This is a genomic window from Agromyces arachidis, from assembly GCF_052805135.1.
Genome location: NZ_JBRBDK010000015.1, coordinates 1 through 22,587 on the forward strand (window position 1 = coordinate 1; position 22,587 = coordinate 22,587).

Here is a 22,587-nt window from a genome sequence, read left to right on the forward strand (position 1 = left end):
ATGGTACTGCAGGGGCGACCCTGTGGGAGAGTAGGACACCGCCGGACATACATTGCAGAGTGGCCACCCCCAGCGTTCAATTGCGAGCGCCGGCGGGTGGCCATTCTTCGTTTAAGGCGCGAGCTCCGGCTCCGCAGTACGGTTGAGTCCACGACGGCTCCCCACACGACAGGAAGATTCGTGAGCGATTCGACGCAGCACGGCTCGGGCGAGGAACGCTCCGGCCAGGATGGACGACCGCGCGGAGCGAGCGGGGATCGAGAGCGGTCCCGTGCGCCGCGGAAGGCCGGCGAACGAGCCGGCGGTTCGCGTCCGGCGCGCGACGGCGAGCGGAAGTCGTACGGTCGTGACGGCGAGCGGAAGTCGTACGGTCGTGACGGCGAGCGGAAGTCGTACGGTCGCGACGGCGAGCGGAAGTCGTACGGTTCGCGTCCCGATCGTGACGGTGAGCGGAAGTCGTACGGTCGCGACGGTGAGCGGAAGTCGTACGGTTCGCGTCCCGATCGCGATGGCGATCGGAAGCCGTATGGTCGGGACGGCGATCGGAAGTCGTACGGTTCGCGCCCGGCGCGCGATGGGGAGCGGAGGTCGTACGGTTCGCGTCCCGATCGCGATGGGGAGCGGAAGTCGTACGGTTCGCGCCCGGCGCGCGATGGCGAGCGGAAGACGTACGGTCGCGACGGCGAGCGGAAGTCCTACGGTTCGCGTCCCGCCCGCGACGGCGACCGCCGTTCCGGGGCCGACGCCAGCCGCCGACCGGCTGCCCATGGGGCTGCCGACCTCCAGGTGCGTCCGCGCCACGACGATCCGGAGGTGCCCGAGCGCATCGAAGCGCGCGACCTCGACCGCGGTGCGCGCGCGGAGCTGAAGACGCTGACCAAGGAGAACGCGGACTGGGTCGCCCGGCACCTGGTCGCCGCCGCCGAAGCGCTCGAGGACGATCCCGCACTCGCCCACCGGCACGCGCTGTCGGCGTCGCGGCGAGCCGGCCGGATCGGCGTGGTGCGGGAGACGCTCGCGATCACCGCGTACGCGACCGGCGACTTCGCCCTCGCACTCCGCGAATTGCGGACGTTCCGCCGGATCTCGGGGAGCGACGAGCAGCTTCCCCTCATGGTCGACAGCGAGCGCGGCGTCGGCCGACCGGATCGCGCCCTGGAACTGGGACGATCGGTCGACCGCTCGACGCTGCCGGCATCCGTCCAGGTCGCATTGGCGATCGCGATGTCCGGCGCCCGACTCGACCTGGGGCAGCCGGAGCTCGCGCTGGCCGAGCTCGAGATCCCGCAGCTCGACCCCGATCGCGCCTTCTCCTACAGCCCCGCGCTCTTCTCCGCCTATGCCGAGGTGCTCGACGAACTCGGCCGGTCCGCGGATTCCGCGTCGTGGCGCGAGCGCGCGCAGCGAGCCGAGGCGGCGCTCGCGGGCGACGACGCCGACCTCGTCGAGGTGTACGAGCTCGATGACGCCGTCGACGGGCCCTCGGCGGCCGACGCACCCGACCGCGAGGCCGGCCCGAGCATGTCGGCGACCGACCTTCCGGACGAGCCGCGGCCGGCAGACGAACCCGCGGACGCGGGGGACCCGGCCGACGCGATCGAACCCGACGTGGCGGCGATCCTCGCCGAGACCGCGGGCGCGGAGCCGGGCGTCACCGGGAACGACGAGACCGGGTCCGATCGCGCATGACCCCGCTGTTCGCTCGGCGTGAGCCCGGCGCCACGCCGCTCGACGGCGTCGATGCCGTGTTCGCCGATCTCGACGGCGTGGTCTACGCAGGCCCCGATGCGCTGCCGCACGCCGTCGAGAGCCTGAACCGCGTCGCCGAGCGGATGCCGGTCGGCTACATCACGAACAACGCCTCCCGCAGCGACGAGCAGGTCGCGACCCACCTCGCGTCGCTCGGGCTGCGCGTCGCCGCCGGCGACGTCGTGACCTCGCCCCAGGCGGCCATGCGCCTGCTCTCGGCCGCCGTCGCTCCCGGAGCGCTCGTGCTGGTGGTGGGGGGCGACGGCATCGTCAGCGAACTCGAACGCGGCGGATATCGCGTCACGCGGTCCGCGGAGGACGCGCCCGATGCCGTGATGCAGGGATTCCACCCCGACGTGGGCTGGCGACACCTCGCCGAGGCCGCGTTCGCACTCAACGCGCACGGGGGACCGGGGGAGCCGGGCGGCATCCCCTGGATCGCGACGAACATGGACTGGACGATCCCGGTGGAGCGCGGCATCGCGCCGGGCAACGGCACGCTCGTGTCCGCCGTGCACACGGCCGCCGGGCGGTTCCCGGACGTCGCCGGCAAGCCCGAGACGCCGATCTTCGACGTGGCGCGCGAGCGGTTCGGCGCCTCGAACCCGCTGATGGTGGGCGATCGGCTCGACACCGACATCCGCGGCGCGAACCGCGCCGGCATCGCCTCGGCGGTCGTGCTCACCGGCATCGACCGTGCGAAGCAGGTCCTGGCAGCGGATGCCGCGAGCCGACCCGAGTTCATCCTGGACGACCTGCGCGGGCTGCACGAGCCGTACCCGATCGCGGAGCGCCGTCGCGGCGCCGTGCGCGTCGGTCGGGCGTCGGTGCGCGTCGAGGGCAGGACGGTCGTGATCGAACGCGACGGCGACCGGCCGCTGGACCTGCTGCGCGCGGCGTGCCTCGCGATCTGGGAGTGCGGCACCGCGATCCACGCGCTCGACGTCCCGGAGCGGCTCTACCGCTGAGGGCGCGGTCCTGCGCGGTGTCGGTGCGGTTGCTGTCGTGGGTGCCCGCTACCGTTGAGGGGTGAGCACTGGAGATCTGGACCCCGACGAGGTCGGCCTGCCCGGCCACGACACGGCGGCCTCCGCTGCCGATGCCCTCGCCGGCATCGAGGCCGCGCCGCTCGACGAGCGCGCGCCGCAGTTCGACGCCCTCGCCGAGCGCCTTCGCGGTGAGCTCGAGCGATCCGATCCGGCTCGCGCCTCCGAATGACCGCGGCCGGTGAGCGGCTCGACGCCGCGCTCTCGGCACGGGGGCTCGCGCGCTCGCGCACGCATGCCGCGTCCCTCATCGCGGCGGGCGTCGTGAGCGTCGACGGCCGCCCGGTCACGAAGCCGTCGCACCGCGTGGGCGACGACGCGGTGCTCGAGGTCGCCGAGGCCGACCACTACGTCAGCCGAGCGGCGCACAAGCTGATCGCGGCGCTCGACGCCTTCGGCGTCGACCCGCGCGACCTGGTGGTGCTCGACGCGGGTGCCTCGACCGGCGGCTTCAGCCAGGTGCTCCTCGAGCGCGGGGCCCGGACCGTCCTCGCGGTCGACGTGGGCCACGGGCAACTCGCGCCGGAGCTCCGCGACGTCGACCGGCTCGTCGTGGTCGAGGGGTGCAACGTGCGGCACCTCGACGCCGCCGAGCTCGCGCGGCTGACCGGGGTCGTCGAACGCCCGGCGCTCGTCGTCGGCGACCTGTCCTTCATCTCGCTCGTGACCGTGCTGCCGGCGCTGCGCGAGACGGCCGCCGCCGACGCGGAGTTCGTCCTGCTCGTGAAGCCGCAGTTCGAGGTGGGGCGGAGCGGCACGCGAGAGGGCGTCGTGCGGGACCCCGCCGCGCGCGGCGACGCGGTGATGAACGTGCTGTGGGCCGCCCACGACCTGGGACTGCGGACGGCGGGCGTGCTGTCCTCCCCAATCGCGGGGACGCACGGCAATCGCGAGGTGCTGGTCCTGCTCAGCCCGTCCCGAGGCGCCGATCCGTCAGAATGGTCGGGTCGGGTCCGAGAAGCGACGGGAGGCGTGACGGCGTGAGTGAGGCACGGCATTTCCTCGTGGTGTCCCACACCGGTCGGCAGTCCGCCCTCGAGGCCACGGCCGACGTGTGCGGGCAGCTGGTCGCCGCGGGCGCCGTGCCCGTGATCGCGGCCGAGCAGTGGCACGACGTGCTCCGGCACCTGCCCGAGCTGGAGGGCGTGGTGCGCCGCTTCGAGGAGGTCTCGCCGAAGCACCTCGAGCTCGTCATCGTGCTCGGCGGCGACGGCACCATCCTCCGTGCCGCCGAGCTCACGCGCGACCACCCGGTTCCCCTGCTCGGCGTGAACCTCGGGCACGTCGGGTTCCTCGCGGAGAGCGAACGCGACGACCTCGGCTACACGGTCGGGCGCGCGCTCGCCCGCGACTACACGGTCGAGGAGCGCATGACGCTCTCCGTGCGGGCCAAGGTCGGCGACGAGGTCGTGTACGAGAGCTGGGCGCTGAACGAGGCGACGGTCGAGAAGGCCGAGCGCGAGCGCATGCTCGAGGTGGTGATCGAGGTCGACCGCCGCCCCCTCTCGTCATTCGGCTGCGACGGCGTGGTCATGTCCACGCCGACCGGGTCGACCGCCTACTCGTTCTCGGCGGGCGGGCCCGTGGTCTGGCCGGCGGTCGAGGCGCTGCTGCTCGTCCCGCTCAGTGCGCACGCCCTCTTCGCTCGGCCCCTCGTCGTCGGACCCGACTCGTCGCTCGCCGTGGAGGTGCTCGAGCGCACCGAGACCGCGGCGGTCATCTGGTGCGACGGCCGTCGCATGTTCGAACTGCCTCCCGGCTCTCGGGTGATCGTCCGTCGGTCGCCCGTCCCCGTGCGCCTGGCGCGCCTGCACCAGGCGCCGTTCACCGACCGGCTGGTGAACAAGTTCCAGCTTCCGGTGACGGGCTGGAAGGGGCCGGTCGCCGATGATTGAGGAACTCGCGATCCGCGACCTCGGCGTAATCGCCGAGGCCACGCTGCCCCTCGGCCCGGGGTTCACCGCGGTGACGGGCGAGACCGGTGCCGGCAAGACCATGGTCGTCACCGCGCTCGGGCTCCTCCTCGGTGCGCGAGCGGATGCCGCGACCGTGCGCGCCGGCGCGAAGCAGGCGTGGGTCGAGGGTCGCTGGCTGCTCGACGACGCCGGACCGGTCGGCGAGCGCGTCGCCGACGCGGGCGGAGACCTCGACGACGGCGAACTGCTGCTCGGCCGTGCGGTGTCGGCCGAGGGCCGCAGCCGGGCGATCGTCGGCGGACGGAGCGCGCCCGTCGGCGTGCTCTCCGAACTGGCCGACCACCTCGTGGTCGTGCACGGGCAGGCCGACCAGCAGCGACTCCGCTCGACCACCGCGCAGCGCGAGGCGCTCGACCGGTTCGCCGGAGCGGAACTCGCAGCGGCCCTGGGCGACTACCGCGCGGCCTACCGCGCCTGGCGGTCCGACGCCGACGAGCTGACCGCGCTCCGCGACGCGCACGACGCCCGGGCCAGGGAGGCCGACGAACTCCGCCGCGCACTGGAGGAGATCGAGGCCGCCGACCCCCAGCCCGGCGAAGACGCCGCACTCGCCGAGCGGGCCGACCGGCTCACCAACCTCGAAGACCTCCGGCTTGCCGCCGCCCAGGCGCGCGAACTCGTCTCCGCCGAGGCGCCCGCCGACGACACGCCCGATGCGGTGACGCTGGTCGAGGCCGCACGCCGTCACGTCGACCGCGTCGTCGCGCACGACCCGGCGCTCGCCCCGATCGCCGAGGCGGTCGCCGGCGCCGGGTTCGCGCTCGCCGACGCTGCGGCCGAGCTCTCCGGGTACCTCGCCGGCCTCGACGCCGACGGTGCCGCCGAGCTCGAGACGGTGCAGGAGCGCCGGTCCGTGCTCGCCGGCCTCGTCCGACGCCACGGGTCGATGGAGGCGGTGCTCGCGTTCCGGCACGACGGCGGGCTCCGGCTCGTCGAACTCGACGGCGACGACGACCGCATCGCCGTCCTCGAGCAGGCCGTCGAGCGTCGCGTCGCCGAGGTCGCCGAGCTCGCCGACCGCGTGAGCGGCCTCCGCTCCTCGGCGGCCGGACGCCTGGCCGCCTCGGTGACCGCCGAGCTCGCGGCGCTCGCGATGCCCGACGCCGAGCTCACCGTGTCGGTCGAGCGCGCGCCCGAGCCCGGGCCGAACGGGCAGGACCAGGTCTCGATCCTGCTCCGGCCCCATCCGGGTGCCGAACCCCGTCCGGTGTCGAAGGGGGCCTCCGGAGGTGAGCTCGCGCGGGTGATGCTCGCGATCGAGGTGGTCATCGCCGGGGCCGATCCGGTGCCCACGTTCGTCTTCGACGAGGTCGACGCCGGCGTCGGGGGTGCTGCGGCGATCGAGATCGGCCGACGGCTCGCGCGGCTGGCCGAACGCGCCCAGGTCATCGTCGTCACCCACCTCGCGCAGGTCGCGGCGTTCGCCACGAACCACTTGAGCGTGGTGAAGGGCACCGACGGGCGCGTGACCGCCTCGAGCGTCCGGCAGTTGCAGGGCGGCGAGCGGGAGGCCGAGATGGCCCGCCTGCTGTCTGGTCTCGCCGATTCGGAGAGCGGACTCGCGCACGCCCGCGAACTGCTCGAGATCGCGGAGGACCCGGCCGCCTGATCCCGTGCCGCCGACGCATCGACACGCCCGGGTGATCACGTCGATCCGACATCCGCAGGGAATGTCGGGGCATTCTCAGCCGGGAGTCGCATAGACTACAAGCCCGTGGTGGAAGATCGCGGCGCAGACATTTCGAACACTGACCTCACGGAGACCGTGACCAAGCACATCTTCGTGACCGGAGGTGTGGTTTCGTCTCTGGGCAAGGGCCTGACGGCGGCGAGCCTCGGCAACCTGCTCACGGCGCGGGGACTGCGGGTGGTGATGCAGAAGCTCGACCCGTACCTGAACGTCGATCCGGGCACGATGAACCCGTTCCAGCACGGCGAGGTCTTCGTGACCGACGACGGCGCCGAGACCGACCTCGACATCGGCCACTACGAGCGCTTCCTCGACATCGACCTCTCGCAGGCGGCGAACGTCACGACGGGCCAGATCTACTCGACCGTCATCGCCAAGGAGCGCCGCGGCGAGTACCTCGGCGACACCGTGCAGGTGATCCCGCACATCACCGACGAGATCAAGCGCCGGATGCGCCTGCAGGCGACCGAGACGCCGAAGCCCGACGTGATCATCACCGAGATCGGCGGCACGGTCGGCGACATCGAGTCGCAGCCGTTCATCGAGTCCGCCCGCCAGGTCCGCCACGAGCTGGGGCGCAAGAACGTGTTCTTCGTCCACGTCTCGCTGGTCCCCTTCATGGGCGCCTCGGGCGAGCAGAAGACCAAGCCGACGCAGCACTCCGTGGCGGCGCTTCGGTCCATCGGCATCCAGCCCGACGCGCTCGTGCTGCGCAGCGACCGCCCCGTGACCGAGGCCAACAAGCGCAAGATCGCCCTGATGTGCGACGTCGACGAGGCCGCCGTGGTGAACGCCGTCGACGTGCCCAGCATCTACGACATCCCGACGATGCTGCACGACCAGGGACTCGACGCCTACCTCATCGATGCGCTCGGACTCGGCGAGCAGGCCGGCGACGTCGACTGGTCGGGCTGGAGCGACCTGCTGGAGGTCGTGCACGACCCCAAGCACGAGGTCACCATCGGCCTGGTCGGCAAGTACATCGACCTGCCCGATGCCTACCTCTCGGTCACCGAGGCCATCCGGGCCGGCGGCTTCGCCAACGAGGCGAAGGTGCGGATCGAGTGGATCCCGTCGGACGAGTGCCGCACGCCCGAGGGGGCGAAGGAGCGGCTCTCCCACCTCGACGGCATCCTCGTCCCCGGCGGATTCGGCGTCCGCGGCATCGAGGGCAAGCTCGGCGCCCTGCAGTTCGCCCGCGAGAACGGGATCCCGACCCTCGGGCTCTGCCTCGGCCTGCAGTGCATGGTCATCGAGTACTCCCGGAACGTCGCGGGCCTCCCCGGCGCGTCCTCGAGCGAGTTCGACCCGGACACCGAGTTCCCGGTCATCGCGACCATGGAGGAGCAGGTCGAGATCATCGCCGGCGGCGACCTCGGTGGAACGATGCGCCTCGGGCTCTACCCGGCCCGGCTCGAGGAGGGCTCGATCGTCGCCGGGCTCTACGGCTCGACGGACGTGTCCGAGCGGCACCGCCACCGGTACGAGGTGAACAACGCCTACCGCGATCGCATCGCCGATGCCGGGCTCGTATTCTCCGGCATGTCGCCGGACCGGCACCTCGTCGAGTTCGTCGAGCTGCCGCGCGAGACCCACCCGTTCTACGTCGCCACGCAGGCGCACCCGGAGCTCCGCAGCCGACCCAACGACGCGCACCCGCTCTTCCGCGGGCTGGTCGCGGCCGCACTCGAGCGCCAGCAGGCGAGCCTCCTGTTCGACGTCGAGAATGCCTGAGTCGTTCCCGGCCGACGAGTACGTCGACCTGCCGCTGCTCGAGCGCACGACCGTCTTCGACGGCCGCATCTGGGACGTCCGCCGCGACGCGTTCGCCTACGGCGACGATGCCCTGCGCATCGAGCGGGAGTACGTCGACCACCCCGGCGCCGTCGCGGTGCTCGTGCTCGACGAGGACGACCGGGTGCTCCTGATCAAGCAGTACCGGCACCCGGTGCGCGCGCGCGACTGGGAGATCCCCGCCGGGCTGCTCGACCAGCCGGACGAGCCGGCGCTCGAGGCGGCCCGACGCGAACTGGCCGAGGAGGCCGACCTCGTGGCTTCGGACTGGTCGGTGCTCGTGGATTACTTCACGACGCCCGGCGGCAGCAGCGAGGCCATCCGGATCTTCCTCGCCCGCGGGGTGGGCGACGCCGACGAGGCGTTCGATCGCGAGCACGAGGAGGCCGACATGGAGGTGCGGTGGGTTCCGCTCGACGCCTGCGTCGACGCCGTGCTCGGACGCAGGCTGGGGAACCCGTCGCTGGCGATCGGCGTGCTCGCGGCCGCCGCCGCCCGTGCGCGCGGATGGCGGACGCTCGCTCCGGCCGACGCGCCGTGGCCGGCGCACCCCGCCCATCGCCCGGAGGCCTAGTGGACGAGCGCGCGGTCGAGGACTACCTGCGGCACCTCACCGTCGAGCGAGGCCTCGCGCGCAACACCCTCGCGTCGTACCGGCGCGATCTCGCCATCTACCGGTCCTGGCTGGACGCGCAGGGGATCGAGGGCCCCGAACGGGCCACGGAGGCCGACCTCGCCGGGTTCCTGCGCCATCTCGGCAGCGAGCGCGAGCCGCGCCTCGCCGTCTCGTCGATCGCCCGGGTGCTGTCCGCGGTCCGCGGCCTGCACCGGTTCCTCGCCGAGGAGGGGCGCACGCCAACCGATCCGGCGCGCGAACTGCGGCCCCCGAAGCAGCCCATGCGGCTGCCGAAGGCGATCCCCGTCGAGGATGTCGCCGCGATCATCGACGCCGCGCGGATCGGCGAGGACGTGACCGCCCTTCGCGACGTGGCGCTGCTCGAGCTGCTCTACGCCACCGGGGCCCGCGTCTCCGAGGTCACGGCGCTGAACGTCGACGACCTGCTGGACGACGAGGTGGTGCGCCTCTTCGGCAAGGGCGGCACGCAGCGCATCGTCCCGGTCGGCAGCTACGCCCGCCGGGCCGTCGACGCGTACCTGGTGCGGTCGCGCCCCGTGCTGTCCGCGCGCGGCACGGCGACCCCCGCACTGTTCCTCGGCACCCGCGGCCGCCGCATGTCGCGACAGGCGGTGTGGCAGGTGCTGCAGGATGCCGCGGAGCGGGCCGGCGTCGCGGCATCCGTCTCGCCCCACACCCTGCGGCACTCGTTCGCCACCCACCTGCTCGCGGGCGGAGCGGACGTCCGCGTCGTGCAGGAGCTCCTCGGCCATGCCTCGGTGGCCACCACCCAGATCTACACGCTGGTCACGGCCGATACACTCCGCGAGATGTACACGGCTGCGCACCCTCGCGCTCGCTAGAATCGAGCAAGCATCGCAGCCGACGACGGAGAGAGAACCGCACCGTGACCCACGAGACCTACGACCCGGCGGACGGCACCGCCACGCTGGAGTCGGATCTCGGTCCCACCGGTCGCCCCCTCCGCGAGTTCGCCGAACCGCCCACGCTCCCGGGCCACGGCCCGGCGCGCATCATCGCGCTGTGCAACCAGAAGGGCGGCGTCGGCAAGACCACGACGACCATCAACCTCGGCGCGGCGCTCGCCGACTACGGCCGCCGCGTCCTCGCCGTCGACTTCGACCCGCAGGGTGCGCTGTCGGCCGGGCTCGGCGTGCAGACGCACGACGTGCCGACGATCTACGACCTGCTGCTCTCGCGCAGCGTCTCGCCGGCCGACGCCATCCAGCGGACCGGGGTCGAGGGGCTCGACGTGATCCCGGCCAACATCGACCTCTCGGCCGCCGAGGTGCACCTGGTCACCGAGGTGGCACGCGAGCAGATCCTCGCGAGCGTGCTCCGCAAGGTGTCCGGCGACTACGACGTCATCCTGATCGACTGCCAGCCGTCGCTCGGCCTGCTCACGGTGAACGCCCTGACCGCGGCGCACGGCGTCATCATCCCCCTGGAGTGCGAGTACTTCGCCCTCCGCGGCGTGGCCCTGCTGATCGAGACCATCGACAAGGTGCGCGACCGGCTGAACCCGGCGATCACGCTCGACGGGATCCTCGCGACCATGTACGACGCCCGCACGCTGCACTCGCGCGAGGTGCTCGAACGCGTCGTCGAGGCGTTCGGCGACCAGGTGCTCGAGACGGTCATCACGCGCACGGTCAAGTTCCCCGACGCGACCGTCGCCGCGACCCCGATCACCGAGTTCGCGCCCGAGCACCCGGCATCGCGCGCCTACCGTCAGCTCGCCCGGGAGCTGGTCGACCGTGGCGCGGTCGCCTGAGCCGACGCGGGAGGCGATCGAGGACGGCGCGGCGAGCGCCGGAGCGACGGACTCCGCCGTGCCCGCCGGTCGCGAACCGCACGACGATGCCCGCCCCGAAGCCGGGTTCCGTGTCGCCCTTGCGAACTTCGAGGGTCCGTTCGACCTGTTGCTCTCCCTGATCGCCAAGCACGAGCTCGACATCACCGAGGTGTCGCTGTCCGCGGTCACCGACGAGTTCATCGCCTACCTGCGCGGCATCGAGACGAACGAGGACCTGGACCGCGCGAGCGAGTTCCTGGTGGTCGCGGCGACCCTGCTCGACCTCAAGGTCGCCGGCCTCCTGCCCCAGGGCGAGCTGGTCGACGCCGAGGACGTGGCGCTGCTCGAGGCGCGCGACCTGCTGTTCGCCCGGCTGCTCCAGTACCGGGCGTTCAAGGAGGCCGCGCGCTGGTTCGGCGGGCGGATCGAGGCCGAGTCGCTGCGTCATGCGCGCACCGTCCGGCTCGAGGAGCGATTCCGCCGGCGCGCGCCGGAGCTGCGCTGGACGCTCGGCCCCGACGACTTCGCCGCGCTCGCGATGCTGGCGCTCACGCCCCGCGAGGTCCCGATGGTCGGGCTCGATCACCTGCACGCTCCGCTCGTCTCGATCCGCGAGCAGGCGGCGCACGTCGTCGCCGTGCTGCGGCGCGGCGACCCCGTCACGTTCCGGCAACTCATCGCCGGGGTCGACCGTGCGGGTATCGTCGTGGCGCGGTTCCTCGCCGTGCTCGAGCTCTACCGGCACGCCGCCATCGGCTTCGACCAGCTCGAGCCGCTCGGCGAGCTGACGTTGCGATGGGCCGCCGGGGACGGCTGGACCGACGACCGACTCGAGAGCCTGGGAGCCGACTATGACGAGTGACACGGATGCCGCGGAGCGGCCCGAGGGCGTCGAGGTGTCGGTGTCGACGCCGCTCGACGTGCCGGGACAGCCGCGCCTCGACCTGGACCGCGCCCTCGAGGCCATCCTCTTCATCGCCGACGAGCCGCAGTCGATCGTGCACCTCGCCGCGGCGGTGCAACGACCGCTCGCCGAGGTCAGGGCTGCGATCGCGCGCCTCTCGGCCGACTACGACGGGGGAGCGGCCTCGGGCGAACCGCGCACCGACGCGAGCGGGTCGACCGCCGGCACGGGGGTGCGACGCGCCTTCGAGCTGCGAGAGGTCGGCGGCGGCTGGCGGTTCTACGCCCGCGCCGAGTACGACCGCCTCATCGCCGACGTGGTCGCCGCGCAGACCTCGACGCGCCTGTCGCAGGCCGCGCTCGAGACGCTCGCGGTGATCACGTACAAGCAGCCGATCTCGCGCTCGTCGATCGCGTCGATCCGGGCGGTCAACGTCGACTCGGTCGTGCGCACCCTGCTCGGCCGGGGGCTCATCACCGAGGTCGACACCGACCAGGAGACCGGGGCCGTGCTGTACGGCACGACGGACCTCCTGCTGACGAACCTCGGCGTCTCGTCCATCGACGAGCTGCCGCCGATCTCGCCGCTGCTCGACGGCGGCCAGGAGGGATTCGAACGTGACCACGCCTGAGCACTCCGGCGGCGACGCCGCGGCCCCCGAGGGGGTCCGGCTCCAGAAGGCCCTCGCCGCGGCGGGCGTGGCCAGTCGCCGCGTCGCCGAGCAGATGATCGCGGAGGGCCGGGTCGAGGTCAACGGCGCGATCGTCACCGAACTCGGCACCCGGATCGACCCCGTCGTCGACCGGGTGGCGGTCGACGGGTCGGCGGTGCAGCTCGACCAGGAGAAGCGCTACTACATGCTCAACAAGCCGCGCGGCGTCGTATCGTCGATGCGCGACGAGCAGGGCCGCCCCGACCTGCGGCGGTTCGCCGACCCGCTCGAGCTGCGCGTGTTCAACGTCGGCCGGCTCGACGGCGACACGAGCGGCCTGCTGCTGCTCACCAACGACGGCGAGCTCGCCCACGTGCTGGCGCATCCGTCGTTCGGCGTCGAGAAGACGTACATCGCCAAGGTGCGCGGGCGGATGACCCCGCAGACCCTCCAGCGGCTGAAGGACGGGGTGGAGCTCGAGGACGGTCCGATCCGCGCCGACCGCGCGAAGATCATCCAGACCCAGGCCGGCGCCGGGCACACGATGGTCGAGGTCACGCTGCACTCCGGGCGCAACCGGATCGTCCGCCGGATGCTCGACGCCGTCGGACATCCCGTCGTCGAACTGGTGCGCCGCCAGTTCGGCCCGCTGCACCTGGGCACGCTCAGGTCGGGCGCCGTGCGCGAGTTGACTAGAGTCGAACTCGGCGCGCTGCTCACGATCGCGCGCGCCGCGGACGCGCAGCGGAAGGGGAACGGCTGAGGTGGTCGAGTCACGACTGGTCGGGCCCGTCCGCGTCGTCGGCGCCGGCCTGCTCGGCACCAGCGTCGCGCTGGGGCTCAGGGCGCGGGGGATCGACGTGATCCTCGCCGACGCCTCGCCGACGCACGTCGCGATCGCCGTCGACCTCGGCGCGGGGCGTCCGGCCGGCCCGGACGATGCGCCGCAGCTCATCGTGGTCGCCGTTCCGCCGGACGTCACGGCCGCCGTCGTGGCGACCGAGCTGGCCGCGTTCCCCGACGCGATCGTGACGGATGTCGCGAGCGTGAAGGCCGGGATCCTCGCCGAGCTCGAGGCGGCAGGGGCCGACGTCTCGCGCTACATCGGCTCGCACCCCCTTGCGGGTCGCGAACGCGGCGGACCCCTCGCGGCGCGCGCCGACCTGTTCGCCGGCCGCCCGTGGGTGGTCGCGGCGCACGACGACATCAGCTACCGGCGCGCGAGCGCGATCGACGACCTGATCCTCGACCTCGGCGCGACGCTCGTCGAGATGACGCCCGAGGCGCACGATCGCGGCGTCGCGCTCATCTCGCACGTGCCGCAGGTGGTGTCGAGCATCATGGCGCGTCGGTTCGTCGACGCCCCGAACGCCGCCCTCGGCCTCGCCGGGCAGGGGGTCCGCGACGTGACCCGGGTGGCGGCCAGCGACCCCGACCTGTGGGTGCAGATCCTCGGGGCCAACGCCGCGCCGGTCCGCGACATCCTGCTCGCCTACCGCGACGACCTCGACCGGTTCATCGACGCGCTCGCCGACCCGTCCGCCCCCGGAGCGAGGCGGCGGGTGGCCGAGGAGCTGACGGGCGGCAACACCGGCGTCGAGCGGCTTCCGGGCAAGCACGGCACCGACAAGCGGTTCACCACCATCGTCGTCATGGTCGACGACCGTCCCGGCCAGCTCGCGAGGCTGCTGGCCGAGATCGGCGAGATCGGCGTGAACCTGGAAGACCTCCGCCTCGAGCACTCGCCCGGCCGACAGGTCGGACTCGCCGAGATCGCCGTGCTCCCCGAGGCGGCGGACCGACTCACCACCGAGCTGGCCGAACGCGGCTGGCGGATCGCAGGTTAGAACGTGCAGCACGAATCCCACCCCGTCGAGTACCCCTTCGTCGTCGCCGTCGACGGTCCCGCCGGCAGCGGCAAGTCGAGCGTCTCGAAGGAGGTGGCGCGGCGCCTCGACTGGGGCTTCCTCGACACCGGTGCCGCCTACCGGGCGCTGGCCTGGCACGCGACGGCGTCGCACGTCGACACCGAGGACGCGGCATCCGTCGTCGCCTGCCTCGACTCGTTCGACTACCGGATCGGCACCGACCCGCACGGGTACGCCGTGCACGTCGGCGCCACCGACGTGACCGAGGCCATCCGCGAACCCGGCATCTCGGCGGTCGTGAGCGCGGTCGCGCGCGTGCCCGAGGTGCGCGCGCACCTCATCGAGGTGTTCCGGGCGATCATGGCCGCCGAGCAGCGCGATGGCATCGTCGTGGAGGGCCGGGACATCACCACCGTCGTCGCGCCGGACGCGCCGGCGCGCATCCTGCTCACCGCCTCGGAGGAGGTGCGCATGGCGCGCCGGTCCGCCGAGCTCGTGGGGCACTCCGCCGAGGCCACGGGCGCCCAGCTGCGCGCGCGCGACGCCGCCGACTCGAAGGTCGTCGACTTCATGCGGGCCGCCGACGGCGTCGTGACCGTCGACTCGACCGACCTCGACTTCGACGGCACCGTCGACGCGGTGCTCGGCGTCATCCGCGACGCTCAGGTTCGTACTGGTTGAATAGAGAGGTTGTGCGCTCGCGCGCGCGACGCCGAGACCTTCCAGGAGCTGACATGACCGACCGCGACGACGAGTTCGACGCCCCCGCCGACGACCTCGCCGAGCGACTCGCCGGCGTCGACGACGAGCTCGCCGAGCAGCGCGCCGCGGCGCTCCGCTCGGGCCTCGACGAGTACGACCTCGACGACGAGGACCTCGACCTCCTCGAACTCTCCGAGGCGGGCGAGGAGGGCATCCGCTACCTCCCCGCGCTGCCGGTCATCGCGATCGTGGGTCGACCGAACGTCGGCAAGTCCGCGCTGGTCAACCGCATCCTCGGCCGTCGCGAGGCGGTCGTCGAGGACACGCCCGGCGTGACCCGCGACCGCGTCTCGTACAAGGGCGAATGGCTGGACCGCCGCTTCACGCTCGTCGACACCGGCGGGTGGGAGCCCGACGCGAAGGGCATCGACGCGTCGGTGGCCGCGCAGGCCGAGGTCGCGATCGACCTGTCCGACGTGGTGCTCTTCGTGGTGGACGCGACGGTCGGCGCGACCGCGACCGACGAGCACGTCGTCCGGCTGCTCCGCAAGACCAAGAAGCCCGTCTTCCTCGTCGCGAACAAGGTCGACGACACCCGCCAGGAGCCCGAGGCCGCGGCGCTGTGGAACCTCGGCCTCGGCGAGCCGCACCCCGTCTCGGCGCTGCACGGCCGCGGCGTGGCCGACCTGCTCGAGGAGGTCTTCAAGGTCCTCCCGCAGGTCTCCGCGGTGGCCAAGGAGGAGTTCGGCGGGCCCCGTCGCGTCGCGATCCTCGGCCGACCGAACGTCGGCAAGTCGAGCCTGCTGAACAAGGCCGCGCGCGAGGAGCGCGTGGTCGTCAACGAGCTCGCCGGCACCACGCGCGACCCGGTCGACGAGCAGATCGAGCTGGGCGGCAGGATCTGGCGCTTCGTGGACACCGCCGGCATCCGCCGCCGCGTGCACCTGCAGCAGGGCGCCGACTTCTACGCGTCGCTGCGCACGCAGGCCGCCCTCGAGAAGGCCGAGGTCGCGGTCGTGCTGCTCGACGTGTCGCAGCCCATCTCCGAGCAGGACGTCAGGATCATCGACCTCGTACTGGAGTCGGGCCGTGCGCTCGTGCTCGCGTACAACAAGTGGGACCTCCTCGACGACGACCGCCGCCGCTACCTCGAGCGGGAGATCGAGCAGGACCTCCACCACGTGGCGTGGGCGCCGCGCGTGAACATCTCCGCGAAGACCGGTCGCCACCTGGAGAAGCTCGTCCCCGCCCTGGAGACCGCGCTCGACTCGTGGGACACCCGGATCCCGACCGGCAAGTTCAACGCGTTCCTCACCGAGCTCACGCAGGAGCACCCGCACCCGGTCCGCGGCGGCAAGCAGCCCCGAATCCTGTTCGGCACCCAGGCGTCGACCCGTCCGCCGACGTTCGTCCTGTTCACGACCGGGTTCCTCGACCCGGGCTACCGCCGCTTCATCCAGCGTCGCCTGCGCGAGATCTACGGCTTCGTCGGCACGCCCATCGTGACCAACATGCGGGTCCGCGAGCGGCGCCAGCGCTGAGCCGGACGCCGGGCTGCGGCCCGGACCGCGATCGCCGCACGGGTCTGCGAGCCGTAGCGGTCAGGCGCCCGCCGGCCGCTGGACGCCGATGGGCGGGATCGACCAGTTCCACGCACGGATCGGTCGCGGACGACTGAAGGCCGTGCGGACGCCCGTCGAGGCCAGCACGGAGTCGGGGGGCCGACCGGCGAGGTCGCCGAAGCCCGATGCGGCGAGCAGGCCGTCGTCGAGCTCGAGCAACTCCGCACGCTGCAGCGGCCACGGCTCATGGGTGTTGCGCGCCCACGTCGTCCGGCCCAGATGGCGTTCGTGGTAGCCCCACCGGTCGGTGAGGAAGTGCGCGAGCGCGGCATCCGGGGCGTCGTCCGGCACGGGCTCGCCGAGACGCGCCCGGATTCGGGTGGCGGGACCGCGGCGGCCGTGACGTCGGCTCCGGAAGTCGAGCTCGAGGCCGTCGGCATCCGCTCGTCGCACGACGCCCGCGCGGGCCCAGTGGTACGGCAGGCCGAAGCCGATCCGGGCAGCCAGGACCGGCAGGAGCCGCCCCGCCTCGAGCGTGCGGAACACGACGCCGCGCCGTCCGGCGGCGTCGCGTGCGTAGAGGCGCACGTTGACCTCGACGAACGTGCCGACGCGGTGGAGGGCCGGCAGCGGCGGGAACCGCGTGTCCGCCAGCACGAACGGGATGAGTCCCACCCACGTCTCGCCGTCGATGACGTCGGGGCGCGTGCCCGCGGGCAGGTACGGCTGGACCCGGGCGGGATCGACCCGCCAGTGCAGGAACACCAGGTCGCGCCAGCGCTGTTCGACGACCACCCGCCCGGGCAGCGGGGGCGCGATCCGCGGCAGTCCGTCCACGAGCACCATCCTGCCGCGCCCACCCCGCCGCGCGCGAGGGCTCGCACGCGCGTAGGCTCGGGGGCATGGCATCGACCGGGGCCGTCCGGGGCGACCGGGCGATGACGATGCTCTCGCGGTTCCATCGCCGGGTGATCCGGGCTTCGCGTGGGCGGCTCGGATGGCGCATCGCGCGCATGCCCGCCCTCGAGCTGCACGCGGTCGGCCGGCACTCCGGGCTGCCGCGCTCCGTCATCCTGTCGGCGCCGATCGCGGAACCGGAGCGGATCGTGCTCGTCGCGTCGAAGGGCGGGGCCGACCGGCATCCGGCCTGGTACCTGAACGTCGTCGCCAACCCGGACGTCGTCATCGAACAGCGCGACGGACGCCGGAAGATGCGGGCGCGCACGGCCTCGCCCGACGAGAGGGCGGAGCTGTGGCCGCGGATCGCGGCGGCGTACCCCGTGTACGCGCGCTACCAGGCGCGCACCCGCCGGGAGATCCCGCTGGTCGTCTGCGAGCCGGGCGAGCCGGACGGCGCCCGTTGACGACCGGCGAGCGGGTCGCCCACCATGGGCGGATGAGGCAGCCCGACGACGACGCCGGATGGACCGCGGTGCGCGCGCTCGTCGCGGTGCGCGACGGACTGCGCGAGTCGCTGCCGCAGGCGATGGCCGACGAACCGGACGCGCTGCACCAGCTGCGCACGCGCGTGCGCCGGCTGCGGAGCCTGCTCGCCGCCTACGGTCCGGTGCTCGATGCCGGCGTCGCGACGGGACTGCGGCGGCGCCTTCGCGAGTTGGGCCGCGAACTGGGCACGGTGCGCGACCTCGAGGTGCGTGTGCAGGTCGCCGAGGCGGCACTCGAGGCGGCCGACGAAGCGGGACGATTCGCCTCGCGCGCCGAACGCGCGCGCGTGCGCGGCATCCTCGTCGATGACGAGCGGGTCGCCCACGACGTGGCGCAGGCGCGCTTCGTCGAACGGCAGCGGATGCCGCGAGCGGTCGCGCGCCTCGCCGAACTGGACCACGTGCTCGCCGATCCGCCGTTCACCGAGCGCGCCGCCCTCGCGGCCGGGCCCGAACTGGCCCGACTGCTGGACCGGGAGGCCCGACGCGCCGCCGAGCGAGCGCGCCGGCTGCCGGCCGAGCCGGAACCCGACGACCTGCACGAGCTGCGGAAGGCGGCCCGACGTCTCCGCTACGCCGCCGAAGCGGTCACGCAGCCGCCCGTCGAGCTGTTCGGGCACGCGGCGGTCGCGCTCGCGGAGGCGGGCGACGCGATCCACGACGTGCTCGGCGACCATCGCGACGAGCTGCTGTTCGGCGAGCACGTGCGGCGCGCGGCCGCGCACGCCGCGCACGTCGGCGATCCGGCCGGCACGCTCCTGCGGCTCGCGGACGATGCCGACGAGCGAGCGGCGGCCCACCTCGCGAAGTTGCCGGAGGCGATCGACGACCTGAGGGCCGCGGCAGCGAAGTGGCACCGGAAGGCCGGATGAGCGCCGTCACGGCCGTCGCTGCGGCGGGGGAGCGACCTCCGGGGATGCCGGATCGAGCCTGATCGCCCGCAGCTCGTGCGCCAGTCGTCGCAGGGCGTCGGGCGCTGCGGTGAACGACGCGTCGAGCGCGGCGGACCCGAGCATCGCTGCGGCGCGGGGGTGGCGTCGCTGGTAGTCGGCGAGGAGCTCGAACCGTTCGCCCTCGTCGAGCGGACGGGCGGTCGCGCGGTACCGCTGCGACCGCCAGTGCACCCGCACGTCGGGATTCGCCACCGCGTTCCGGTACCAGTCGGTCCGCGGTCCGCGGCTGGCGACCACCCACAGGGTCGGCGTTCCCCCCGAGTTCCCGTCGCGACGCACGACCTCGAGGACGGTGCGCCTCGCCTCGCCGCTCCTGCGGCCGAGGGCCGTGAGCATCAGGAACCGCCCGCCGAGCACCCAGCCGAGGCGCGCGCGGTAGAGCGCCGACGGGGCCCGGTAGAACCAGGCGAGCAGCGGTCCGGGCTTCTTCATGACCACGGCGCCCATCATAGGAGCGCGGTCGTCCGCCGGATCCGTGGGGGAACGCGGGGCCGGCACCGAATCGGCTTCATGATGAAGTAGCATCACGATATGGCCCCGGACCCGACGATCCTCGACCGCCTCCTCGAGATCAGCGAGCTGTTCCAGCGCGACCTCGCCCGCGAGTTCGCCGGTACGTCGCTCACCACCGCGCGCACGCGCGTGCTCTGGGACCTCGCGCATTCCGGTCCCTCGACCCAGCAGGCCCTCGCGAACCGTCTCGAGGTGAGCGCACGGAACATCACCGGCCTGGTCGACGCGCTCGAGGAGGGCGGGTACGTCGAGCGCTCACCGCACCCCACGGACCGCCGGGCGACGCATGTGGCCCTCACCCCCTCGGCGAGCGAGCTCATGCGCGAGATGCAGCGCGACCACGAGGAGCTCTCGGCCACCCTGCTCGCCGCCGTCGCGCCCGCGGATCGGGAGGCGCTCGTCCGCGGCATCGACGCGGTCGCGGAACGCCTGCGCGAACTCGTCGAGGCCTCCGGAGCGGGCCGCGCCGCCGCGCGCCGCCCTGGGGCGGATCGATGACCGCCGACGTCAATCGGGGGGCTGCGCCATCCGTCACCCGACGCATCGGCGCATTCGCGCTGCGGGCGCTGCGGCTCGAGCTGCGCATCTACGCGAGCATCGGTCGGTTCGTCGCGCGACGGCCCGCGATCGCGCCGGGCGCGGCCGGGTTCGGCTACCACAGGCCTGTCCTCACGATCCTGGTGATCTTCATCGTGCTGTCGGCGGTCGAGATCCCGATCATCGACCTGATCGTGCATCGGTGGCCGGTCGTCCGGATCCTGTTCCTGATCCTCGGCGTCTGGGGACTCACCTGGATGTTCGGCCTGCTCGCCGCCTACCTGATGCGCCCGCACACGGTCGGTCCCGAGGGCATCCGCGTCCGCGAGGGGCTCGAGACCGACATCCCGCTCTCCTGGGACGACATCGCGTCGGTCGCGCGCGAGCGCCGCGTCGACGAGCCGAAGACGCCCAAGGTCACCGAGGCGGACGGCACGCGAACCCTGTCGTTGCGGATGCAGGACGAGACCGTCATCGTCATCGAGCTCGAGCGACCGACCGTCGTGCGACTGCCGGGGACGCCCCCGAAGGGCGGGCCGCAGGCGGTCGACGAGGTGCGGATCTGGGTCGACGATCCGGCCGGGTTCATGGACGCGGTTCGCCGGCACATCTGAGGGTCGCTCGCGACCGCGAACCGCCGTGGCCCGCGGAGGCCGCGACGGCGGCGCGTGCACGAGCACCCCTTCCGATGCCGCTATGATGGTCAAGTTGTCTTCGCGGGAACGCCGAGGCATCGGGCTGTGGCGCAGCTTGGTAGCGCACTTGACTGGGGGTCAAGGGGTCGCAGGTTCAAATCCTGTCAGCCCGACCGGGAAGAGGCCCGGAACCACGCGGACACCGCGGGTTCCGGGCCTTCGTCGTCCTCGGGGTCCGCCCCCGCGCCGCCTGCGCGTTCCGGCGGTCTTTGGTCCCGGTCGGCGGCGGTGTCCGCGCCCTAGCGTGCGAGGCAGCGCCGACGAGGCGACCCGGAGCCGGACTCGGGGCCGAGCCGGACGCGGAAGGAGTCTCGCCATGTGGTCCACCCAGTCTCGGCTGGCCTATCCGATCGTGGCGCTGGCCCTCCTCGCCGGGCTCGGCACCTCGGCCGCCGCGGCGGCGTCGGACAGCGGGGTCGCCGCGCAGTCCCAGGGCGACCGGATGGCGCGGCAGCTCGTCGACGACCTCACGGCCGACGGCCTCGAGGCGTCCCGCGGGTATCCGCGCCTATGGACGATGGACGACTGCGAGGCCGGGTACGAGGTCACGTTCAACTGCTACGGGAACAACCCGGCATCGCCCTACGTCCTGCCGGCCGTGGCGCCGTGGCCCGACGAGTACGTCGACCCGGCCACCGAGGGCGCGTTCGGCCGGGTCCGCCCCGGGTACACCACCACCCACCGGTTCGACCCTCGCGAGGCCGTCGTGGTCTTCGGCACGATGCCCCCGCCGGGCAGGTACATGGGGCTGCAGTCCTACGTCTTCAGCCACGAATGGGTCGTTCCCGAAGGCGACCCGGCGCGGCCGTACGGGTATCCGTGGATCACCGATGCCGCGTCGGGCGGGCGGGACGCCTTCATCGACTCGCCCATGGTCGGCTACCTGTTCGCGACCCTTCCCCGCGACCCCGGCCGAGTGCAGAGCTTCTCGAGCCTCGGCAACAGCATCAACAACGTCGTGATGGACGGGGACGCATCCGGAGCGTCCTTCGGTGAGCAGCGGTACTTCATCATCACCCCCGACCAGGTGATGGAGGAGAAGGTCCGGACGGCGCTCGACGCGCTGGGGGTCCCCGAGGAGGCCGTGTTTACCGAGCGCATCCCGTCGAGCTTCGCGGGCGTGCCGCTCGGCCCGCTCCGACTCGACGAGGCGTCGCTCGACTTCCTGCACGGCTTCCGGTACGCGATGCCGGACGACGAGCGGGCGGCCAAGGCCTGGCGGTCGACGCTGCCGCTGCAGGTCGTCCGAGTGCGCGAGGCGCCGTCCTCGGAGCGGCCGGCGGAACCGTACGGCGACGAACCGCGCGATCCCCGGTCGGCCGAGGACGAGGCCGACCTCCGCGGCGACCTCGCTGCCCTCGAGGCGTCGGTCACCGCGCGCGCCACCGGGGGGCCGTGGAACCTCGAGCCGCTTCCCGCGCCCTCCCTCGGCGAGCCGCCGCTCATGGGCAACGTGGAGACGTGGCTCGGCCACTTCGGTCCCCACTGCCGCAGCGTGGGGGAGAACTGCCTGGGCGACGGGCAGGACGCCAGCTACTTCTTCATGCCGCCGCAGCCGCTCGACTCCGGACAGGTGTACGCGGTGCTCGGCACGCTCGGCACCCGGACCGGCAACGCCACGTACAACGGGCTCTCGATCAACGACGCCTCACTGCTGAAGGGAGTGAGCAACGTCCCCGACGAGGATCCGGGATCGCCGGAGACGGACCTGGCGGACTCGGCGCAGGGCTACGCGGCCACGGTCGAGCAGGCCGATAAGTTCTTCGTGCACTTCTTCACGCGCGACTGCGACGCCATCGCGGGCCTGACCGACGGAGCCTGCACGACGATCACCGAGAACATGGTCCCCATGGTGACCGACGTGACGGCGCCCGGCGACCCGCACCTCCACGGGTACTTCACCGCCGGACTCCGCTCCTACGTCAAGCCGGGCACCGAGCGCGGACCGACGACGGTCTACGACGGCGAGGGGCAGTACCTGAGCGGCCAGCTCCCGCCCGTCGTGCTCGCGTTCACGACCGCGCCGGAGTGACGCCGGACCGCCTGTGGACAGTCCCGGCGGGCCCGGC

The 22,587-nt window shown here is 72.9% G+C and carries 23 protein-coding genes and 1 tRNA gene; 22 read left to right on the forward strand and 2 right to left on the reverse strand.

The window, feature by feature from the left end; translation table 11 throughout:
• The first annotated feature begins 813 nt into the window (after window positions 1–813).
• The 16 genes from ACUY4T_RS14100 (at window position 814) to der (ending at window position 16,354) form a co-directional block, all read left to right on the forward strand.
• Entirely contained in the window at window positions 814–1,689 is an 876-nt protein-coding gene (locus ACUY4T_RS14100) for an ICP22 family protein (protein ID WP_446019599.1), read from the forward strand.
• Window positions 1,686–2,717, forward strand: coding sequence for an HAD-IIA family hydrolase (locus tag ACUY4T_RS14105; protein WP_446019600.1), 1,032 nt, complete (start codon window positions 1,686–1,688; stop codon window positions 2,715–2,717). The genes ACUY4T_RS14100 and ACUY4T_RS14105 overlap by 4 nt, the downstream gene beginning before the upstream one ends.
• A 61-nt stretch (window positions 2,718–2,778) precedes the next feature.
• Complete coding sequence (locus tag ACUY4T_RS14110) at window positions 2,779–2,967, forward strand: hypothetical protein (protein ID WP_446019601.1); 189 nt, start codon at window positions 2,779–2,781, stop codon at window positions 2,965–2,967.
• Window positions 2,964–3,779 (forward strand): TlyA family RNA methyltransferase, encoded by an 816-nt coding sequence (locus ACUY4T_RS14115; RefSeq protein WP_446019602.1) that lies wholly within the window; start codon window positions 2,964–2,966, stop codon window positions 3,777–3,779. Before ACUY4T_RS14110 ends, ACUY4T_RS14115 begins: the two co-directional genes overlap by 4 nt.
• Complete coding sequence (locus tag ACUY4T_RS14120; protein ID WP_446019603.1) at window positions 3,734–4,690, forward strand: NAD kinase; 957 nt, start codon at window positions 3,734–3,736, stop codon at window positions 4,688–4,690. The genes ACUY4T_RS14115 and ACUY4T_RS14120 overlap by 46 nt, the downstream gene beginning before the upstream one ends.
• Window positions 4,683–6,380, forward strand: a complete 1,698-nt coding sequence (gene recN / locus ACUY4T_RS14125; protein WP_446019604.1) for a DNA repair protein RecN — start codon at window positions 4,683–4,685, stop codon at window positions 6,378–6,380. The genes ACUY4T_RS14120 and recN overlap by 8 nt, the downstream gene beginning before the upstream one ends.
• Before the next feature lie 156 nt (window positions 6,381–6,536).
• Window positions 6,537–8,195: a CTP synthase gene (gene pyrG, locus ACUY4T_RS14130; protein WP_446019605.1), complete on the forward strand. Its 1,659-nt coding sequence runs from the start codon at window positions 6,537–6,539 to the stop codon at window positions 8,193–8,195.
• Window positions 8,188–8,829, forward strand: coding sequence for an NUDIX domain-containing protein (locus tag ACUY4T_RS14135; RefSeq protein WP_446019606.1), 642 nt, complete (start codon window positions 8,188–8,190; stop codon window positions 8,827–8,829). Before pyrG ends, ACUY4T_RS14135 begins: the two co-directional genes overlap by 8 nt.
• On the forward strand, window positions 8,763–9,734 hold the full coding sequence (xerD, locus tag ACUY4T_RS14140; protein ID WP_446019607.1) for a site-specific tyrosine recombinase XerD: 972 nt from the start codon (window positions 8,763–8,765) through the stop codon (window positions 9,732–9,734). Before ACUY4T_RS14135 ends, xerD begins: the two co-directional genes overlap by 67 nt.
• Window positions 9,735–9,778: 44 nt before the next feature.
• A complete protein-coding gene (locus ACUY4T_RS14145) occupies window positions 9,779–10,666 on the forward strand; it encodes a ParA family protein (protein ID WP_446019608.1) in 888 nt (295 codons plus the stop codon).
• Complete coding sequence (locus tag ACUY4T_RS14150; protein WP_446019609.1) at window positions 10,650–11,549, forward strand: segregation and condensation protein A; 900 nt, start codon at window positions 10,650–10,652, stop codon at window positions 11,547–11,549. The genes ACUY4T_RS14145 and ACUY4T_RS14150 overlap by 17 nt, the downstream gene beginning before the upstream one ends.
• On the forward strand, window positions 11,539–12,222 hold the full coding sequence (gene scpB / locus ACUY4T_RS14155) for an SMC-Scp complex subunit ScpB (RefSeq protein ID WP_446019610.1): 684 nt from the start codon (window positions 11,539–11,541) through the stop codon (window positions 12,220–12,222). The genes ACUY4T_RS14150 and scpB overlap by 11 nt, the downstream gene beginning before the upstream one ends.
• Complete coding sequence (locus ACUY4T_RS14160; RefSeq protein WP_446019611.1) at window positions 12,209–13,006, forward strand: pseudouridine synthase; 798 nt, start codon at window positions 12,209–12,211, stop codon at window positions 13,004–13,006. The genes scpB and ACUY4T_RS14160 overlap by 14 nt, the downstream gene beginning before the upstream one ends.
• Before the next feature lies 1 nt (window position 13,007).
• On the forward strand, window positions 13,008–14,090 hold the full coding sequence (locus ACUY4T_RS14165) for a prephenate dehydrogenase (protein WP_446019612.1): 1,083 nt from the start codon (window positions 13,008–13,010) through the stop codon (window positions 14,088–14,090).
• Between the two features lie 3 nt (window positions 14,091–14,093).
• A complete protein-coding gene (gene cmk / locus ACUY4T_RS14170) occupies window positions 14,094–14,792 on the forward strand; it encodes a (d)CMP kinase (protein WP_446019613.1) in 699 nt (232 codons plus the stop codon).
• A 53-nt stretch (window positions 14,793–14,845) separates the two neighbouring features.
• Window positions 14,846–16,354, forward strand: coding sequence for a ribosome biogenesis GTPase Der (gene der, locus ACUY4T_RS14175; protein ID WP_446019614.1), 1,509 nt, complete (start codon window positions 14,846–14,848; stop codon window positions 16,352–16,354).
• Window positions 16,355–16,414: 60 nt separating this feature from the next.
• Here the strand turns inward: der and ACUY4T_RS14180 are convergent, their stop codons facing one another.
• Window positions 16,415–17,221: a YqjF family protein gene (locus ACUY4T_RS14180; RefSeq protein WP_446019615.1), complete on the reverse strand. Its 807-nt coding sequence runs from the start codon at window positions 17,219–17,221 to the stop codon at window positions 16,415–16,417.
• Window positions 17,222–17,277: 56 nt separating this feature from the next.
• Here ACUY4T_RS14180 and ACUY4T_RS14185 point away from each other — a divergent pair, with 56 nt between their 5' ends.
• Window positions 17,278–17,739: a nitroreductase/quinone reductase family protein gene (locus tag ACUY4T_RS14185; RefSeq protein WP_446019616.1), complete on the forward strand. Its 462-nt coding sequence runs from the start codon at window positions 17,278–17,280 to the stop codon at window positions 17,737–17,739.
• Between the two features lie 32 nt (window positions 17,740–17,771).
• Window positions 17,772–18,692 carry a CHAD domain-containing protein gene (locus ACUY4T_RS14190; RefSeq protein ID WP_446019617.1) on the forward strand — a complete coding sequence of 307 codons (921 nt, stop codon included), beginning with the start codon at window positions 17,772–17,774 and terminating at the stop codon, window positions 18,690–18,692.
• A gap of 6 nt (window positions 18,693–18,698) precedes the next feature.
• On the opposite strand, the gene ACUY4T_RS14195 is transcribed toward ACUY4T_RS14190, so the two are convergent.
• Window positions 18,699–19,205: a nitroreductase family deazaflavin-dependent oxidoreductase gene (locus tag ACUY4T_RS14195; protein WP_446019618.1), complete on the reverse strand. Its 507-nt coding sequence runs from the start codon at window positions 19,203–19,205 to the stop codon at window positions 18,699–18,701.
• A gap of 99 nt (window positions 19,206–19,304) precedes the next feature.
• Between ACUY4T_RS14195 and ACUY4T_RS14200 the strand changes: the two genes are divergently transcribed.
• From ACUY4T_RS14200 to ACUY4T_RS14215, 4 genes are all read left to right on the forward strand, one after another.
• The gene (locus tag ACUY4T_RS14200) at window positions 19,305–19,784 is read left to right on the forward strand and encodes a MarR family winged helix-turn-helix transcriptional regulator (protein ID WP_446019619.1); all 480 of its coding nucleotides are present in this window, start codon (window positions 19,305–19,307) and stop codon (window positions 19,782–19,784) included.
• Window positions 19,781–20,437: a hypothetical protein gene (locus ACUY4T_RS14205; protein WP_446019620.1), complete on the forward strand. Its 657-nt coding sequence runs from the start codon at window positions 19,781–19,783 to the stop codon at window positions 20,435–20,437. The genes ACUY4T_RS14200 and ACUY4T_RS14205 overlap by 4 nt, the downstream gene beginning before the upstream one ends.
• Before the next feature lie 120 nt (window positions 20,438–20,557).
• Window positions 20,558–20,631, forward strand: a tRNA-Pro gene (locus ACUY4T_RS14210).
• Between the two features lie 203 nt (window positions 20,632–20,834).
• Window positions 20,835–22,550, forward strand: coding sequence for a hypothetical protein (locus ACUY4T_RS14215; RefSeq protein ID WP_446019621.1), 1,716 nt, complete (start codon window positions 20,835–20,837; stop codon window positions 22,548–22,550).
• Window positions 22,551–22,587 lie beyond the last annotated feature (37 nt).